Source organism: Campylobacter sp. RM5063, from assembly GCF_024723655.1.
Taxonomy (GTDB): domain Bacteria; phylum Campylobacterota; class Campylobacteria; order Campylobacterales; family Campylobacteraceae; genus Campylobacter_D; species Campylobacter_D lari_D.
On record NZ_JANQDA010000002.1, the window covers coordinates 1 to 16,551 of the forward strand.

The 16,551-nt window shown below is 30.9% G+C and carries 16 protein-coding genes; 9 read left to right on the plus strand and 7 right to left on the minus strand.

Annotated elements, in window-relative coordinates:
• Window positions 1–584, minus strand: a 584-nt coding sequence (locus CAMP5063_RS00910; RefSeq protein ID WP_337194631.1) for a cache domain-containing protein, incomplete at its 3' end; no start/stop codon positions are given.
• A 244-nt stretch (window positions 585–828) separates the two neighbouring features.
• Window positions 829–1,425 carry a peroxiredoxin gene (locus CAMP5063_RS00915; RefSeq protein ID WP_133319569.1) on the minus strand — a complete coding sequence of 199 codons (597 nt, stop codon included), beginning with the start codon at window positions 1,423–1,425 and terminating at the stop codon, window positions 829–831.
• A gap of 186 nt (window positions 1,426–1,611) precedes the next feature.
• On the opposite strand from CAMP5063_RS00915, the gene CAMP5063_RS00920 reads away from it, so the two are divergent.
• The 6 genes from CAMP5063_RS00920 to CAMP5063_RS00945 all read left to right on the plus strand — a co-directional run bounded on the left by CAMP5063_RS00920 (window position 1,612) and on the right by CAMP5063_RS00945 (window position 4,945).
• On the plus strand, window positions 1,612–1,896 hold the full coding sequence (locus CAMP5063_RS00920) for a ferredoxin, 4Fe-4S (protein WP_039619165.1): 285 nt from the start codon (window positions 1,612–1,614) through the stop codon (window positions 1,894–1,896).
• Window positions 1,897–2,052: 156 nt separating this feature from the next.
• Window positions 2,053–2,466, plus strand: coding sequence for a nucleoside-diphosphate kinase (gene ndk / locus CAMP5063_RS00925; protein WP_039642239.1), 414 nt, complete (start codon window positions 2,053–2,055; stop codon window positions 2,464–2,466).
• The gene (locus CAMP5063_RS00930; RefSeq protein ID WP_337194632.1) at window positions 2,466–2,819 is read left to right on the plus strand and encodes a hypothetical protein; all 354 of its coding nucleotides are present in this window, start codon (window positions 2,466–2,468) and stop codon (window positions 2,817–2,819) included. The genes ndk and CAMP5063_RS00930 overlap by 1 nt, the downstream gene beginning before the upstream one ends.
• 14 nt (window positions 2,820–2,833) lie before the next feature.
• On the plus strand, window positions 2,834–2,980 hold the full coding sequence (gene rpmF, locus CAMP5063_RS00935; protein WP_012662034.1) for a 50S ribosomal protein L32: 147 nt from the start codon (window positions 2,834–2,836) through the stop codon (window positions 2,978–2,980).
• A gap of 5 nt (window positions 2,981–2,985) precedes the next feature.
• The gene (plsX, locus tag CAMP5063_RS00940) at window positions 2,986–3,975 is read left to right on the plus strand and encodes a phosphate acyltransferase PlsX (protein WP_337194633.1); all 990 of its coding nucleotides are present in this window, start codon (window positions 2,986–2,988) and stop codon (window positions 3,973–3,975) included.
• A complete protein-coding gene (locus CAMP5063_RS00945) occupies window positions 3,962–4,945 on the plus strand; it encodes a beta-ketoacyl-ACP synthase III (protein WP_337194634.1) in 984 nt (327 codons plus the stop codon). The genes plsX and CAMP5063_RS00945 overlap by 14 nt, the downstream gene beginning before the upstream one ends.
• Window positions 4,946–4,963: 18 nt before the next feature.
• On the opposite strand, the gene motB is transcribed toward CAMP5063_RS00945, so the two are convergent.
• The 3 genes from motB to polA are packed head-to-tail and all read right to left on the minus strand — an operon-like array spanning window position 4,964 to window position 9,133.
• The gene (gene motB, locus CAMP5063_RS00950; RefSeq protein WP_337194635.1) at window positions 4,964–5,698 is read right to left on the minus strand and encodes a flagellar motor protein MotB; all 735 of its coding nucleotides are present in this window, start codon (window positions 5,696–5,698) and stop codon (window positions 4,964–4,966) included.
• 9 nt (window positions 5,699–5,707) lie between these two features.
• A complete protein-coding gene (gene motA / locus CAMP5063_RS00955) occupies window positions 5,708–6,481 on the minus strand; it encodes a flagellar motor stator protein MotA (RefSeq protein ID WP_133319563.1) in 774 nt (257 codons plus the stop codon).
• Between the two features lie 12 nt (window positions 6,482–6,493).
• On the minus strand, window positions 6,494–9,133 hold the full coding sequence (polA, locus tag CAMP5063_RS00960) for a DNA polymerase I (RefSeq protein ID WP_337194636.1): 2,640 nt from the start codon (window positions 9,131–9,133) through the stop codon (window positions 6,494–6,496).
• A gap of 127 nt (window positions 9,134–9,260) precedes the next feature.
• On the opposite strand from polA, the gene CAMP5063_RS00965 reads away from it, so the two are divergent.
• Both CAMP5063_RS00965 and CAMP5063_RS00970 read left to right on the plus strand, forming a co-directional pair.
• Window positions 9,261–10,616: an MFS transporter gene (locus CAMP5063_RS00965; protein WP_087685416.1), complete on the plus strand. Its 1,356-nt coding sequence runs from the start codon at window positions 9,261–9,263 to the stop codon at window positions 10,614–10,616.
• The gene (locus CAMP5063_RS00970; RefSeq protein ID WP_263660492.1) at window positions 10,616–11,620 is read left to right on the plus strand and encodes a nucleoside hydrolase; all 1,005 of its coding nucleotides are present in this window, start codon (window positions 10,616–10,618) and stop codon (window positions 11,618–11,620) included. Before CAMP5063_RS00965 ends, CAMP5063_RS00970 begins: the two co-directional genes overlap by 1 nt.
• Here the strand turns inward: CAMP5063_RS00970 and CAMP5063_RS00975 are convergent.
• A complete protein-coding gene (locus CAMP5063_RS00975; RefSeq protein WP_263671238.1) occupies window positions 11,576–12,019 on the minus strand; it encodes a YqaA family protein in 444 nt (147 codons plus the stop codon). The two genes, CAMP5063_RS00970 and CAMP5063_RS00975, sit on opposite strands and share 45 nt — an antisense overlap.
• Window positions 12,020–12,294: 275 nt before the next feature.
• Here CAMP5063_RS00975 and trpB point away from each other — a divergent pair, with 275 nt between their 5' ends.
• On the plus strand, window positions 12,295–13,470 hold the full coding sequence (gene trpB, locus CAMP5063_RS00980) for a tryptophan synthase subunit beta (protein ID WP_214125263.1): 1,176 nt from the start codon (window positions 12,295–12,297) through the stop codon (window positions 13,468–13,470).
• Between the two features lie 18 nt (window positions 13,471–13,488).
• Here trpB and uvrA read toward each other — a convergent pair whose 3' ends face one another.
• Window positions 13,489–16,311: an excinuclease ABC subunit UvrA gene (gene uvrA, locus CAMP5063_RS00985; protein WP_337194637.1), complete on the minus strand. Its 2,823-nt coding sequence runs from the start codon at window positions 16,309–16,311 to the stop codon at window positions 13,489–13,491.
• Window positions 16,312–16,551: the final 240 nt, after the last annotated feature.

The following is a 16,551-nucleotide window of genomic DNA, read 5'->3' on the forward strand; positions in this document are numbered from 1 at the left end:
TGCCCTATAGCTAAAACATCTTTAGAAAAAGTATGTAAATTATAGTCACCTCCCACTACCGCTAAGAGTTTTCCGTTAGCATAAACAGGAATGGCATAAGTAATTCCTATTTCTCCTGTTGTTACAGACTTATATGGATCAGTTGTTATAAATTTTCCAGCTGCTTTAGCTTCTTTATACCAACCTCTATTTTTAGTATCATAACCCTTTGATAAATCAAGTACTTGACCATCTGATTGATAATTTTTGCCACTATCTTCAAAACCAACATAAACTAGCTCAAACCCAGAAGTTTTTGCAGCTAGTTTGAGAATTTGCATAATTTGTTCTGAAGGCATATTTAAATTACTAGAAAATTGCTCTGCTAAAGATTCTATAGCTAATCTTTTAGTTTTTCCATAAAAATCATACAGAGCATTTGTATCCACCATATTGTTTACTTGTATTTCTGTTAGTAAATCAAAAGTACTATTTTTTGAATTAAAATAACTGACTAAGTTAATCAGTATTACAATAGAAACTACACCTACACACATTATCCATATAAGCTTTGAAGATAAGCTCTTAGAAAATGAAAAAACCATAACAGCTCCTTAAAATTTTGTAGTAAATTTTTATACAACGATTATCATGCTATTAATACAATAAAATAACAACAAAATAATAAATATATAAAATAAAAAGTAAATTATTTATTATATGATGTCCTAGTTATAATATTTTAAAAGCATTTATCAAAAATGTATATTAATCAGTATATTTTGAGAGTATTGTAACTTTATAACACAATTTATGCTAAGCTGAAAGAAAAACTTTCAGCTTAAAAAATTATAATTTATTTTCGTTTTTACTTAGATAATCAGCAACACCTTTAGGGTCAGCCTTCATACCTTCATCGCCTTTATTCCAACCAGCTGGGCAAACTTCACCATGTTCATTAGTAAATAGCATAGTATCAACCATTCTAATCATTTCATCAATGTTTCTTCCAAGTGGTAAGTCATTTATAACTGCATGGCGGATTGTTCCATCAGCATCAAGCAAGAAAGAACCTCTTAAAGCAACTGCTTCTTCAAATAAAACATCAAAATTTCTGGCAATTTGTTTTGTTAAGTCAGCTACTAAAGGAAATTTAACTTGACCTATACCACCTTGATTTACCGGCATATTTTTCCAAGCAAAGTGAGAGAATTCGTTATCGCAAGATACACCAATTACTTCAATACCTCTATCTTTAAAATCTTGATATCTTTTATCAAAAGCAATAATTTCAGAAGGGCAAACAAAAGTAAAATCTTTTGGATAGAAAAATACTACTGCACCTTTTGGTCCTATATTTTTATAAAGATTAAAATCTCCAACTATTTCATTATTACCTAATACAGCAGGTGCTGTAAAATCAATAGCTTTTTTAGTTACTATCATCGTTTATCTCCTAATTAATAAATTTTATTTGTAACAAAATAATATCATTTGTAAATTTAAAAATTTATTAATTGTGTAAATTTGTATGTAAATTAATTTTATTATCAAAATTAAAAGATTTTAAGAATAAAATTAAGACAATTTTGATAATCTTATATTAAACTTTTAATATTTAAGGAGTAAAAAATGGCAGTTAAAATTACTGATATTTGTATAGCATGTGGTTCTTGTATAGATGAATGCCCAGTAAGTGCAATCGTAGATGATGCAAATAACCCTGAGGGCGAAGATAGATATTATGTTTATGCTGATAAATGTGTTGAATGTGTAGGACATAATGATCAGCCAGCATGTGCAAGTGCATGTCCAACTGATGGCTGTATTGTATGGAGCGATGTAGTTAGTGGTCAACCAAGTCGTGATAATATCGGAAGCGATTTAAGAGATGGCTCAACTCCGGTATTTGCTTAATTAGTACCCAATACAAGCATCTTTCTAGTATTTAAGATGCTTGTAGCTTCTTCATTTTATAACTCAAAATTACAATTTTTATATAATTTTAAAGCATTTTTTGATATAATTAGCTCTTTTATAAACATAAAACTTATCTAAATTAAGGGGACGATTTTGGAAAAAACACTTTCTATTATTAAACCTGATGCAGTAAAAAAAGGCGTTATTGGTCAAATTTTAACACGCTTTGAAAGCAATGGTCTAAGAATAGCGGCTACAAAAAAAATACAGCTTTCAGAAAAAGAAGCACAAGAATTTTATGCTGTACACAAAGATAGACCATTTTTTAAAGACTTAGTTGAATTTATGATCAGTGGTCCAGTTGTGGTTTCTGTTTTAGAAGGCGAAAATGCTGTGTTAAAAAACAGAGAATTAATGGGTGCTACAAATCCAAAAGAAGCGGCTCCTGGTACTATCAGAGCAGATTTTGCAGATAGTATTGATGCAAACGCGGTTCATGGAAGCGATAGCTTAGAAAATGCAAAAATTGAAATAGAATTTTTCTTTTCAAAAACTGAAATTTTATAATGAAAATTGCCTTTGCAAAACTTAGCTCTGTAGCTTATCCTTTTAAACTAGATCTTGATAATATAGTTTTTGAAGGAACTATTACAAAAGTTAATCTAAAATTAGCTAAAATAACAGCTAATTTTAAAGGATTTACTTATAGAAATTGCGATCGATGTGGTGATGAAATGGAACTTGAAATCGATCAAAATATAGAGCTTTTTGCAAGCGATGGAATTTTTAAAGATGAAAATAATACTTTAAGTGATACTATGGAGTTTTTTGACTCTCATATTGACTTAATAGAGCTTGCTACAAGTGAATTACAATCTTACTTAAGTGATTATTTTTATTGTAATAAATGTTTAAATTAATAAAGGAGTAAAAAATGGCAGTACCTAAGAGAAGAGTGAGCAAAACTCGCGCAGCAAAACGCAGAACTCATTACAAAGTTACCCTACCTATGCCTATTAAGGATAAAGATGGTAGCTACAAAATGCCTCATCGTGTAAATCCTGTAACTAAGGAATATTAAGAACAATGACGAGCATTGCTATTGATGCAATGGGTGGTGATTTTGGGGAAAAGCCTATTATAGAAGGTGTAATTCAAGCTCTAAAAGAGCGAAAATTTAAAGCCATCTTAGTAGGAGATCCTCAAAAGCTTAAAACCTTAATCCCTCAAGAATTAAACTCATATATAGAATATGAAGAGGCTTTTGATGTGTTTGCTATGGAAGAAAATTCTACAGATGCATTAAAACGAAAAGATAGTACAATCTACAAAGCCATAGATTTAGTAAGAAATCAAAAAGCAAAAGCTGTTGTGTCAGCTGGACATAGTGGAGCTACTATGAGTTTGGCTACTTTAAGACTTGGAAGATTAGCCAATATCGCTAGACCTGCAATAGCCACTTTAATGCCAAATATCCATTCAAGAACATTAGTGCTAGATGTTGGTGCAAATGTTGATTGCAAAAGTGAACATTTGTTTCAATTTGCCATTATGGGTAAAGCCTATGCTAAAGAAATTTTAAAAATTGCTAAGCCTAGAGTTGCTTTGCTTTCAAATGGTGAAGAAGAATGCAAAGGAAATGAGCTTACTAAAGAAACCCATCAACTTTTAAAGCAACTTCCAAATTTTGTCGGAAATGCTGAGGGAAGAGATATATTTAATGGCACGATAGATGTATTAGTATGCGATGGTTTTAATGGAAATATCTTACTTAAAACCGGCGAAGGCGTAGCAAGTGTTATTACAAAACTTTTAAAACAAGAAATTCAAAAATCTTTTTTATCAAAACTTGGCTATCTTTTAGCAAAACCTGCTTTTAATGAATTAAAAACCCACATTGATTATGAAGAATATGGAGGGGCTCCACTTCTAGGTGTGAAAGAATGTGTCATTATAAGTCATGGTAAAAGCGGTCCAAAAGCTATTAAAAATGCTATTTTTCAAGCATTAAATTTTACACAATCAAATATAAATCAAACTATAGAAAAAGAACTTGCCAATTATGAAATCAACTAAAGCTTCATTAAAAAGTATAGCTTCTTACATCCCCGAAAAAATACTTAACAATAAAGAATTAGAATCTATGGTGCAAACTAGTGATGAGTGGATATTAAGAAGAACAGGAATAGAGCAAAGACGCATAGCAAATGATGATGAAAACACGAGCGATCTTGGTACTAAAGCAGCTATCAAAGCTATACAAAGAGCGAATTTAAAACCTCAAGACATAGATGCTATTATTGTTGCTACTTTAAGTCCTGATTGCTTTACTATGCCATCAACTGCATGTAAAATTGCTCATAATCTTGGATTAAAAGACATCACTGCTTTTGACATTTCTGCAGCATGTTCAGGGTTTATTTATCTTTTAGAACTTGCTAAATCTATGGTTGAAAGCAAAACAAAGAAAAATGTTTTAATTATTGGAGCTGAAAAAATTAGCTCTATTATAGACTATACAGATAGAAGTATTTGTGTTTTATTTGGCGATGGAGCTGGTGCTGGAATTGTATCTTTAGATGATAATTATCCGATTATAGATACTCATACAGCAAGTGATGGGGAGTTTGGAGATTTATTAATAACTCAAAGATCTCAAAAAAGTAGCATTTGCTCTCCTCTTTCTATGCAAATGAAAGGAAACGAAGTATTTAAAATTGCAGTAAATACTCTAAGTAATGATGTTGTTGATATTCTTGCAAAAAATAATATAAAAAGTGAAGAAATTGATCTTTTTATACCTCATCAGGCTAATTTAAGAATTATTAAAGCCGTGCAAGAAAAATTAAATTTTACAGATGAACAATGCGTAGTTACAGTGCAAAAATACGGCAATACTTCAGCAGCCTCAATACCTATGGCAATGAATGATGCTTATGAACAAGGTCGTTTAAAACAAGGCTCACTAATATTGCTTGATGCTTTTGGTGGTGGATTTACTTGGGGTTCAGCATTGCTTCGTTTTGGCGGAGAAAATAACAAATAAGTTTATAAAGCTTATTTGTTATTTAAAAGTTTCTATTTGATCTAATACTGACTTTCTAACTTGATTGTCTGAAGAATCTACACGAATATAAAACTCTACCCTATTATTTATTTCATCTTCTTTATTTGCACTTAAAGGGTAATTATCACCAAAACTTACAATTATAAGTTGAGTTGGATCGATTCCTTTAGCTATTAAATAATCGGCTACAACTTGAGATCTTTTACTAGCTAAATCAAAATTTCTCTTAGGATCCCTATCGCTTGCATCAGTATAACCTCTAAGTTCTATTTGAGCTTGCTTTGGCATTTTCTTAAGCACTTCACTAATACGCTTTAAAAAATCTTGTACATCAGCAGAATCAATCTGAATACTACCCCTAGCAAATTCAACTCTAGCTGGTAAATTTAAAACTATATTATTTTCTCTTTGATCTAATGCTGCTTTTAATTTTTCTATATTTTCTTGTTGAGTAATACTTAATTTCTTAAGTTTTTCAAGCTCTTCTACATTTGCATTTGAAGGTGCGCTATATTTATTATACACTTCACTTTCTTTTTCTAAAGGACTAGAAGCAGTGAATTCAAAAATTTTAACAAATTCAGTTTTCAAGGCTTCAGTTTTTGCAGGATTACTTTCAGAAATCGCCCAAAGAGCAATAAAAAGTGCCAAAAGCAAACTTAAAAAGTCTGCATAAGGCACTGCCCATTTTTCACCTGCTGGACATTCTGGACATTTATGTTTTTTTCCCATTTTTAACTCTTATTTATCAAATTGAGAAATTCTAGGCTCATCATGACTTAAATAGTTAAATAACTTTGCCTCCAAATCTCTTGGATTAGCTCCTTCTGCAATACTTACAATAGCGTGAGAAATAACTATTCTTTCCTTAATTAAATCATGTGAATTAGCTTTCATTTTATTACCCCAAGGCCCAAATAAAGCATAAGCTCCAAAAATTCCCGTAACAGTTGCTGTAAAAGCTCCTGAAATACCCGCTGCCATAGCCTGTGGATCATCGAGTAGTTTAAGTGCCAAAATCAATCCAAAAACAGCGCCAACAAGCCCCATAGTAGGACAAGTTTCACCAAAGCGTATCCAATATTCTGCACATTCTTTATAATATTCTTCCATTTCTTCTACTTGAATTTCCATACTTTCTTTAATTTCTTCTACGCTCTTACCATCTACCATCATCATCATAGCTTCTTTTAAGAACTCATTGTCAATTTCATTAGTTTTTGACTCTAAAGCCAAAAGTCCATCTCTTCTTGCTATAACAGAGTATTCTACAAGCTCAGCTATTCTTTGACTTAAATTTACCCCCGAACCTTTAAAAACTACCTTTAATTCCTTATATGCACCTTTAACAATTTTTTTATGTGTAGAAGTCATTGCGCAAAAAGCTGCTGTAGGCACCACGATAATAAAAGACGCTAAGTGTAAAACATGCAAAGGGTTACCACCCTCTAAAATATCCCCTACAGAAATACTAACAACAGCTAATACCATCCCAAGTATGGTTGAAAGATCCATTAAACATTCTCCTTATTTTAATATACCCCAATTTTTGGCAATACTTGATGAAGTTTTTAATTTAACTTTTAATTTTACAATATTTTCCATAATATCACTAGCTTTTTTTGCAAAATCCTCACAAAGTTCATCTTTTACTTCAAAAATAAGCTCATCATGAATTTGTAAAATTAAGCGTTTATTTTCATCCAAATTTCTACTTATTTCTATCATTGCCAATTTTATTATATCGGCAGCTGAACCTTGAAGTATAGAGTTAATACTCTCTCTTTCATGCATTGCAATTTGCATAGGCTTTGCATTTTCAAAATCAAAATAACGCTTACGACCTAGCAAAGTACTTATAAAGCCATTTTGCTTAGCTTCATTTTTTACCTTTTCAAAATAAGTTTTAATACTAGTAAAATTCTCAAAATATTTTTCAATATATTCTTTAGCCAACTTTGCTTCTATTTTTAAATTTTGGCTCAAAGTCTTATAACCCATACCATAAATAAGACCAAAATTTATACTTTTAGCAATACTTCTTGTCTCATAATCACTATGGCCAAAAATCATAATAGCAGTTTTTGCATGAATATCCTCATCGTTTGAAAACGCTTCTAATAATTTCTCATCTTCACTAAAATGTGCTAGCATTCTAAGCTCAATTTGTGAATAATCAAGTGAGATAAAACTAAATCCTTCTTTTGCAATAAAGCAAGATTTATAATCTTTAGCATATTGACCATGTGCAGGGATATTTTGCAAATTTGGATCTTTTGATGAAAGGCGTCCAGTAGCTGTTCCTGTTTGCAAAAAACTTGAATAAATTCTTGAATTTTCATCTTTTTTAGCTAATTTTAACAAAGGTTCACAATAAGTAGAAACTAATTTTGCAAGCTCTCTGTAAGTTAAAATTTCTTTCACAATCAGATGGTTATCTAAAATAGTATTTAAAACCTTTTCATCAGTAGAATAACCTGTCTTACCTTTTTTACCACTTGGTAATTTTAATTTTTCAAATAAAATATCCCCTACTTGTTTAGGAGAGTTAATATTAAATTTTTCACCCGCTAAATCATATATTTTTTCACTTAGTATTTTAATATCTTGATTAAAACTTTGCATTAAGTTTTCAAGCTTTCGAGTGTCAAGTTTAATGCCATTATTTTCCATCATAATAAGCACTTTGATAAATTCAAACTCACTTTTTTGTGCAAGTTCAAATAAAGGCTTTTCTAAATTTTTTAAAAAATACAAATAAAATCTTAAAGTAATATAAGCATCTTCAGCAGCATATTTACAAGCTTTTTCTACATCCACTCCTGCAAAGTTTTCTCCTTTTTTTACCAAGTCTTCAAAATGTAAAGTCTCATAAGCAAACAATCTTTTTGCCAAATCATCCATATTTACACGCAAACTTGGCTCTTTAAGCCATGCAAGTATCATAGTATCAGCATAGTTTTTTGGAGGAAGTAAATTAAAATTATTTTTTATGATTTCAAAATCATATTTAAGATTATGGCCTATAACCGTACTTTGATATATTTTTTCTATACCCTTTTTAGCCACTTGCATAGAAATTTGCTTACAAACTCCTAAATAATCATGTGTAAGTGGCACATAAAAAGCTTCACTTTCATGAAAACAAAAACTAAACCCTACTATCTTAGCTTCTTTAGTATCTAAGCCTGTAGTTTCGGTGTCAAAAGCAACAATACTTTGATCATCAATTTTTTCTAAAATTTCAAATAATTCTTTCTCATCTAAAATTAATCTTGCATTAAATCCTAAATTTTTATCTTTATTAGTAGGATTAGTGCGTAGTTTTTTTAACAAAGCATTTAATTCATAATGCTCTAAAATATCCATAATCTTAAGCAAAGGCTCATCTTTTGGATACTCACAATTTAAAAGCATATCTTTTACATCTAAATTTTCATACAAAGAAGCAAGTTTTTTGCTTAAAAAAGCATTTTCTTTGCCTTCAAGCAACAAATTACGACTTCTCTCATTACGCACTAGTGTTAAGTTTTCATAAATTCCCTCAATACTTTCAAACTCATCAAGTAAATTCTTAGCACCCTTAGCACCAATTCCTTTTACCCCTGGGATATTATCTGAACTATCTCCACATAGAGCTAAAAAATCTCTTATTTGGCTAGGTTTTACCCCATATTTTTCCAAACACCCTGCTTCATTATAATCATTTTTTGAAATAGGGCTATAAATACTAACTTTATCATCTTTTATAAGTTGATACAAATCTTTATCTTGAGTGATAATTCTTATAAAAATATCCTTACTTTCACACTCTTTAACTAAAGATGCGATGATATCATCAGCCTCATATCCTTCGCAAGAAAAACTTGAAAAACCCATTTTTTCTATCATTTGAATGCAAATTGGAATTTGAGCTAATAAATCAGGCGGAGGTGGAGTGCGGTTGATTTTATAATTTGGATCAATTTCACTTCTAAAAGTTTTTCCTTTACTATCAAGAGCAAAAATAATCATATCACTAGGATGTTCATTTTTCAAACTATAAATAAAATTAGCAAAACCACTAATCATATTACTAGGCTCACCTTTTGAATTTTTCAACCCCTTTAAAGCATAAAAAAGTCTAAAGAAAAAGCCAAAAGTATCAATTATTGTTAAAGTTTTCATTTTTTTCCTATATTAAAAAATAATAATAATTATCGCCCAAAATTATTTAAAAGTCGGTAAAAAGTATTAAATTTCCATTTTAAGCATTTTAGTTACAATTATATTTTAAATTTAAAACAAAGGTTTAATCTTGCAAACAAAATCAATCGCGGATGAAAATTTTCAAACTCCACAAGGAAAAAAGGCATTTAAAAAGGCTGTGTTTTCATGCTGGCTAGGAACTGCCATGGAATATGCAGATTTTGCACTTTATGGCTTAGCTGCAGCTACTGTTTTTTCAGAAGTTTTCTTTCCTGAACAAACTCCTGTTATAGCATTATTGCTTAGTTTTGTTACTTATGGTATAGGTTTTATTGCTAGACCTATTGGAGCTTTATTTTTTGGATATTTAGGAGATAAATACGGAAGAAAAAATGTATTAATGAGCACCATTGCATTAATGGGTATTTCAACTACTTTAATTGGTTTTATACCAAGTTATGCAGTAATTGGAATTTGGGCTCCTATATGTTTGGTTATTTTGCGTTTTATGCAAGGCTTTGGAGCAGGTGCTGAACTTTCAGGTGGGACTGTCATGCTTGGAGAATATGCTCCTAGCAAACATAGAGGTTTAATCTCTTCTGTTATAGCACTTGGATCAAACAGTGGAACCTTGCTTGCAGCTTTCGTGTGGCTTTTAGTTACAAGTATGGATGATGCTAGTTTTAAAGAATGGGGATGGAGAATTCCTTTTATAGGAAGTATTTTTATAGCACTTTTTGCTGTTTATATGCGTTTAAATGTAAAAGAAACTCCTGTTTTTGAAAAACAAAAAGAATTAATGCTAAAAATTCGTCATGAAAATGAAGCACATATGAAAAAAGATGAAAGAACTTTTTGGCAGAAAAGTCGTGCATTTTGGACTATGGTGGGCATAAGAATAGGAGAAAATGGACCATCTTATCTTGCACAAGGCTTTATAGTAGGTTATGTAACTAAAATTTTACTTCTTGATAAATCAGTAGCCACAACTGCTGTTGTTATCGCTTCTTTGGTGGGATTTTTGGTTATACCTTTAGCAGGATATTTAAGTGATAAATTTGGAAGGCGTATTACTTATAGAACCTTTTGCTTGCTTTTAATGCTTTATGCTTTCCCTGCTTTTATGCTACTTGATAGTAAAAATGAAATTATTGTAATTTTAACTATCATCGTAGGTATGTCTTTAGCATCTTTAGGAATTTTTGGCGTGCAAGCTGCGTGGGGTGTGGAGCTTTTTGGAGCAAAAAATCGCTATACCAAAATGGCACTAGCAAAAGAATTTGGCTCTATACTTTCAGGAGGAACCGCTCCTATGATAGCTTCAGCTTTGCTTGCTTATTATGGTACTTGGTGGCCAATAGCCTTGTATTTTGTTATCACCGCAGGAATTGGTTTTATCACAACTTTCTTTGCACCAGAAACTAGAGGCAGGGATTTAAATTTAATAGAAGATGCGATATGATACGCCTTATTTTAGATACTGATATAGGCAATGGAATAGCAGGGGCTAATACTGATGATGGTTTAGCCCTTGGACTTATTTTAGCCTCCAAAGAAATCAAACTTGAAATGATTAGCACTTTAAGTGGTAATGTGCAAGCTTTAACCGCTTATAGTGTTGCTAAAGATTTATTAAATAAGCTTAATCTAGATATACCTTTGTATTTAGGTGCTCATGAAGCTTTATGTGAAGATAGTCATTTTTGGAGACAAAGACTAGATAAAGGCGTAGAAGAGTTTAAGCTTACTCATCTTTGGGATCATATAAAACCTATAAAAATCTTAGAAAACATAAACCCAAATGCTTGTATGAAAATGGGTGAGCTTATTATGCAAAACCCAGGTGAAATTTCAATTTGCGCTATAGGGCCTTTAACAAATATAGCCATAGCTATGAAGCTTTTTAAAGACTTTGATAAAAATGTAAAAGAAATTTTTATCATGGGTGGAAGTTTTGATATGCCTTATCATATCAAAGATACAAATTTTGGCTTTGATCCTGAAGCTGCTAGTATAGTTTTAAACTCAAGAGCTAAAATCACACTTGTTCCTTATAATGCAACAATGCAAACTATGCTCACGCATGAAGATTTAAATACTTTAGAAAATCAAAATCCACTTTGTGATTTTTTAGTGCAGACTTTAAGAGTTTGGATTGATTATGCAAGCAAAACAAGAGGCACAAATGGCACATGGATACACGATGCATTAACTATTGCTTATATGCTTGATCCAAATTTAGCAAATTTTGATGAGTATTTAGTAGATGTCATTTGTGATAGTACTTTTGCTAGAGGAAGCACGATAAGGTGTTTTAAAGATGCAAAAATGCCTATGAAAAATCATGAATTAAAAAACACCATAAAAGTTTTAAAAGATGTTGATAATGCTAGACTTTTAAATCTTTTAAAATCAAGGCTTTTAAATGGAATTTGCTATGAAAATTACAAAAGCATAACGACTTAATTTACCCAAGGCTATAAAAATACTTGCTTTTAAAAAAGAATACTTAGCAAATCCAAGCCCTAGTGCAAAAAGATCTCCCACTATGGGTAAAAAAGTAAAAAAAGCATACAAAGAGCCAAATTTTTTAAAGTTTGCATTGATTTTTTCTAATTTACATAAAGAGTTTTTAAAATATTTTTCCAAAATTTGACTCTCTCCAAAATAAGCTAACGCATAGGTACTTAAACTACCCAAAGTATTCCCCAAGCTTGCTATAAATAAAACCATATAAGCATTAAAATCTAATTTCACAAAAACAAGCACAAAAGCCTCACTTGCCATAGGTAAAAGCGTGCTAGAGAGAAAACATACTATAAAAAGCCCTATATAGCTTATATCATTATATAAAAAATCAAACATTATAAATTTTCTTAGTATTTATTTTATAAACTATCATTTTAAAGAATTTTTAATAATAATTATCTTAGAATGTAAAGTCATTTGGCAATTTTTTAAAAGGAAAAACTATGGAAAGGAAAAAATTTTCTAAACTAAATTTAGAATACTCATTTAACAAAGCTTCTTTTTCTTGGCGTTAAGCCTGCTACTATATTTTCAATCATTTTTATTTTACATTTTTAGTTTTAGTTGATCATTTTTTGATTTTAAATTATTAATCATTTTAAGGAAATACTATGAAAAAATATTATGGAAAATTTGGTGGGCAATTTGTGCCAAATGAAGTAAAAATAGCATTAGATGAAGTAGAAAAAGCTTTTTTAAAACTCAAAAAAGATAAAGATTTTAACACAGAATTAAAAGAACTCTTAGCTAATTATGTGGGAAGACCTACGCCTTTATACCATGCTAAAAATTTAAGCAAGCTTTATAATCATGAAATTTATTTAAAAAGAGAAGACTTAACTCACACAGGAGCTCATAAGATCAACAATGCCATAGCTCAAGCCTTAATGGCAAAGAAAATGAATAAGAAAAAAATTATTGCAGAAACCGGAGCAGGACAACACGGGCTTGCAACAGCTACTGCAGCAGCACTTTTGGGACTTGAATGTGAGATATTTATGGGAGCTATTGATGTAAAAAGACAAGCCTTAAATGTCTATAAAATGGAGCTTTTAGGAGCAAAAGTTCATGCGGTAGAAAGTGGAAGTAAAACTTTAAGCGATGCAGTAGATGAGGCTTTAAATTTTTGGGTTAAAAATACCAAAGAAGTATTTTATGTAGTAGGAAGTGCAGTGGGGCCTTATCCTTATCCGCAAATTGTTACGCATTTTCAAAGTATTATAGGTAAAGAATGTAAAATGCAACTTAGAAAATTAAATAAAAAAGTTGATTACATCATAGCAGCAGCTGGAGGTGGTAGCAATGCTGCTGGAATTTTTCATGCATTTTTAAAAGATGAAAAAGTTAAACTCATAGGCGTTGAGGCAGCAGGTTTAGGAAAAGATACACCTTATCATGCAGCCACACTTACTAAAGGTAAAGAAGGTATTATCCATGGTATGAAAACTAAGGTTTTACAAGATGATAAAGGAAACATTGCTCATACTTTTAGCATCTCTGCTGGGCTTGATTACCCTGGCATAGGTCCTTTGCACGCATATTTACAAGAAAGTAAAAGAGCAAGTTATCATGCTATTAGTGATGATGAGTGTATTAATGCTTTAAAATTATTATGTAAAGAAGAAGGTATTATACCCGCTATTGAAAGCTCACATGCATTAGCTTATCTAGAAAAACTTTGTCCGACTTTAAAGAAAAAAAGTGTGATAGTTGTAAATCTTTCAGGAAGAGGCGATAAAGATATGCAAAGTATTTATGAGTATAAAAAAGGTGAAATTTATGGTTGAAGGATAACTTCAACCAATTTATTTTTTTGTGTTTTTTAACTCTAAATTTAGATAATACCCCGTATAAGAACCACTTTTTTCATGATTTTTAGCAAGCTCTTCAACGCTACCTTTAGCTATAACCTTACCACCTTTAACCCCACCTTCAGGTCCCATATCAATGATATAATCAGCATTTTTAATCACATCTAAATTATGCTCTATCACAAACACACTATTTCCAAGATCGACTAAATGTTGCAAAACCAAAATAAGCTTATTAACATCTTCAAAATGAAGTCCAGTTGTAGGCTCATCTAAAATATAAAGAGTTTTTCCCGTATCACTTCTGCTTAATTCTTTGGCTAGCTTAATACGCTGAGCCTCCCCACCACTTAAAGTAGTTGCATTTTGTCCTAAGGTAAGATAATCAAGCCCAACTTTTACCAAAGTATCAAGCTTTTGCTTTATCTTTGGCACAGAAGTAAAAAACTCACTTGCTTCAATAATACTCATATTTAAAACATCAGCTATGCTTTTACCTTTATATTTGATCTCTAAAGTTGCATCATTATATCTTTTACCATTACAAACATCACAAGTTACCATCACATCAGGCAAAAAGTGCATTTCGATTTTAATTTCACCATCGCCACTACACTTTTCACATCTTCCACCTTTAACATTAAAAGAAAAACGCCCTGCTTTATAACCTCGCATTTTAGCTTCTTTAGTAGCTGCAAAAAGATTACGAATTTCATCCATAGCACCTGTATAAGTAGCAGGATTTGAACGTGGGGTGCGACCTATAGGACTTTGATCAAGATAAATCACCTTATCAAGTTTTTCTAAACCTTCTATTTTAGCTCCACTTAGTTTTTTAACTTTTTTAGCACGGTTAAGCTCTTCTTTTGCAAATGGAAGCAAAGTTTGTAAAATTAATGAGCTTTTACCACTTCCTGAAACACCTGTAATTGCTACAAGATTGTGTAATGGAAAATCTACACTTAAATTTTGAATATTATTAATACTCACATCTTTTAAACTAATAAAATCTTTTTGTTCTCTATTTTTTTGATGAGCAATTTGCTTTTTGCCACTCATATAAAGGGCGGTTTGACTTTTGCTTTTTAATAATTCTTTATAAGTTCCACTAAATACTACCTCACCGCCAAATTTACCAGCATTTGGACCAATATCTACGATAAAATCTGCTTCTTCTATGGTCATTTTATCATGCTCAACCACGATTAAAGTATTACCCTTTTGCTGAAGATTTCTTAAAGTTTTAATGAGTTTTGCCGTATCTCGCTCATGCAAACCAATGCTAGGCTCATCTAAAACATACATTACTCCACTTAAACCACTACCAATTTGAGATGCTATACGAATTCTTTGAGCCTCACCCCCACTAATGGTTCTTGCATCACGCCCTAAAGATAAATACCCAAGTCCTACATCATAAAGAAAAAATAATCTTTCATTAATTTCTTTAAAAATAGGTTTAGCTATCAATCTTTCTTGTTCACTCAAATACGCAAAATTAGCTTCTTTTGAAAAAAATGCAGTGGTATTTTCTATACTCATATCTAAAATTTCACCCAAATTTTTCTCAGCTACTTTTACAGCTAAACTCTCAGCTCTTAAACGATGACCATTGCAATCTTTACAAGTTTTTTCGCTCATATACTCGCTTAAATCTTTTTCATCTTTTAGCATTTCATAGGCATATTTAACCGCACCTTCAAATTTGCGATTTAAACGATGTCTTTTCCATAAAAAGTTAATTTCCTTGGCATTACCATAAAGTACTAGACGCTTTTCTTCTTCACTTAACTCATTATATGGAATTTTTACCCTGATATCATTTTGCTCACAAAAAGCCATTAAAAACTTATAATAATAACTTTTATTAAACCCATATAAAAGCTTTATAGCTCCTGCTTCTAAGCTTAATTCTTCATTGATAAGCTTTTTCATATCTAGCGTATATCTTATACCAAGACCATCACAACTTGGACAAGCGCCTTTTGGAGAATTAAAAGAAAAACTCAAAGGCTCAAGCAAAGGAAAAGAAATTTTACAATCAAAACAAGCATTATGCTCACTATAATGAAAATGTTTTGCTATGTTTAATTCTTCATTATTTAAAACTTCAATTTCCACTTCACCAAAGCTCTCACTAAGACCTTTTTCTATATCGCTTGCAAGTCTTGCTAACATATCATCTTGCACTTGGAGTCTATCTATCACAAGTTTTATTGTATGTTTTTTGGTTTTAGCAAGCTCAATATCCTCATCAAGACGTGTTAAAACCCCATCAATTTGTGCTCTAACATAGCCTTTTGCGACTAAATTTTCCAAAAGATCTGCAAAAGTTCCCTTCTTTTCTTTGATCAAAGGAGCATAAATGATGATTTTAGCTCCTTTTGGAAGCTTTAAGATTTCACCTACGATATCTGCTGCACTCATAGATGAGATTTTTTGACCACATTGATGACAATGTTGTGAGCCAATCCTTGCATACAAAAGTCTTAGATAATCATAAATTTCAGTAATCGTTCCAACAGTTGATCGAGGATTTTTAGAAGTTGTTTTTTGATCAATAGCAATAGCAGGAGTTAAACCTTCTATTTTATCAACATTTGGCTTACCCACTTTATCTAAAAACTGCCTTGCATAAGCACTTAAACTCTCAATATAGCGGCGTTGTCCTTCTGCATAAAGTGTACCAAAAGCTAAAGTGGATTTACCACTTCCACTAAGTCCTGTAAAAACTATAAGCTTATTTTTAGGAATTTCTAGGTTGATATTTTTAAGATTATTCTCTTTAGCACCAATTATATTAATAGTATCATTCATAACTTTTCCTAAATATTTAAAAATAAATTTATGATTTTAACATAAGAAAAATTAAAATATTTTTCTTTTTTATAAAGGAAAAATTAAAATACATTCTTAAGTTTTATATAAATAAAAATATATATAATGATTATCAAAATTATTTTAAAGGAGAAAAAATGAAATTTTCAAAAATGGTGTTTTTGAGTTTTTTTATAGCAAGTTCTGCTTTAGCTCATCAATTCTTTCCTATGCAAACTA

Excerpts from the sequence above, each read along its gene's own strand:
- CAMP5063_RS00920 (WP_039619165.1), top strand. The coding sequence starts at position 1,612 with ATGGCAGTTAAAATTACTGATATTTGTATAGCATGTGGTTCTTGTATA.
- CAMP5063_RS00975 (WP_263671238.1), bottom strand. The coding sequence starts at position 12,019 with ATGTTTGATTTTTTATATAATGATATAAGCTATATAGGGCTTTTTATA.
- uvrA (WP_337194637.1), bottom strand. The coding sequence starts at position 16,311 with ATGAATGATACTATTAATATAATTGGTGCTAAAGAGAATAATCTTAAA.
- plsX (WP_337194633.1), top strand. The coding sequence starts at position 2,986 with ATGACGAGCATTGCTATTGATGCAATGGGTGGTGATTTTGGGGAAAAG.
- polA (WP_337194636.1), bottom strand. The coding sequence starts at position 9,133 with ATGAAAACTTTAACAATAATTGATACTTTTGGCTTTTTCTTTAGACTT.
- CAMP5063_RS00915 (WP_133319569.1), bottom strand. The coding sequence starts at position 1,425 with ATGATAGTAACTAAAAAAGCTATTGATTTTACAGCACCTGCTGTATTA.
- CAMP5063_RS00930 (WP_337194632.1), top strand. The coding sequence starts at position 2,466 with ATGAAAATTGCCTTTGCAAAACTTAGCTCTGTAGCTTATCCTTTTAAA.
- motB (WP_337194635.1), bottom strand. The coding sequence starts at position 5,698 with ATGGGAAAAAAACATAAATGTCCAGAATGTCCAGCAGGTGAAAAATGG.
- motA (WP_133319563.1), bottom strand. The coding sequence starts at position 6,481 with ATGGATCTTTCAACCATACTTGGGATGGTATTAGCTGTTGTTAGTATT.
- rpmF (WP_012662034.1), top strand. The coding sequence starts at position 2,834 with ATGGCAGTACCTAAGAGAAGAGTGAGCAAAACTCGCGCAGCAAAACGC.
- CAMP5063_RS00945 (WP_337194634.1), top strand. The coding sequence starts at position 3,962 with ATGAAATCAACTAAAGCTTCATTAAAAAGTATAGCTTCTTACATCCCC.
- trpB (WP_214125263.1), top strand. The coding sequence starts at position 12,295 with ATGAAAAAATATTATGGAAAATTTGGTGGGCAATTTGTGCCAAATGAA.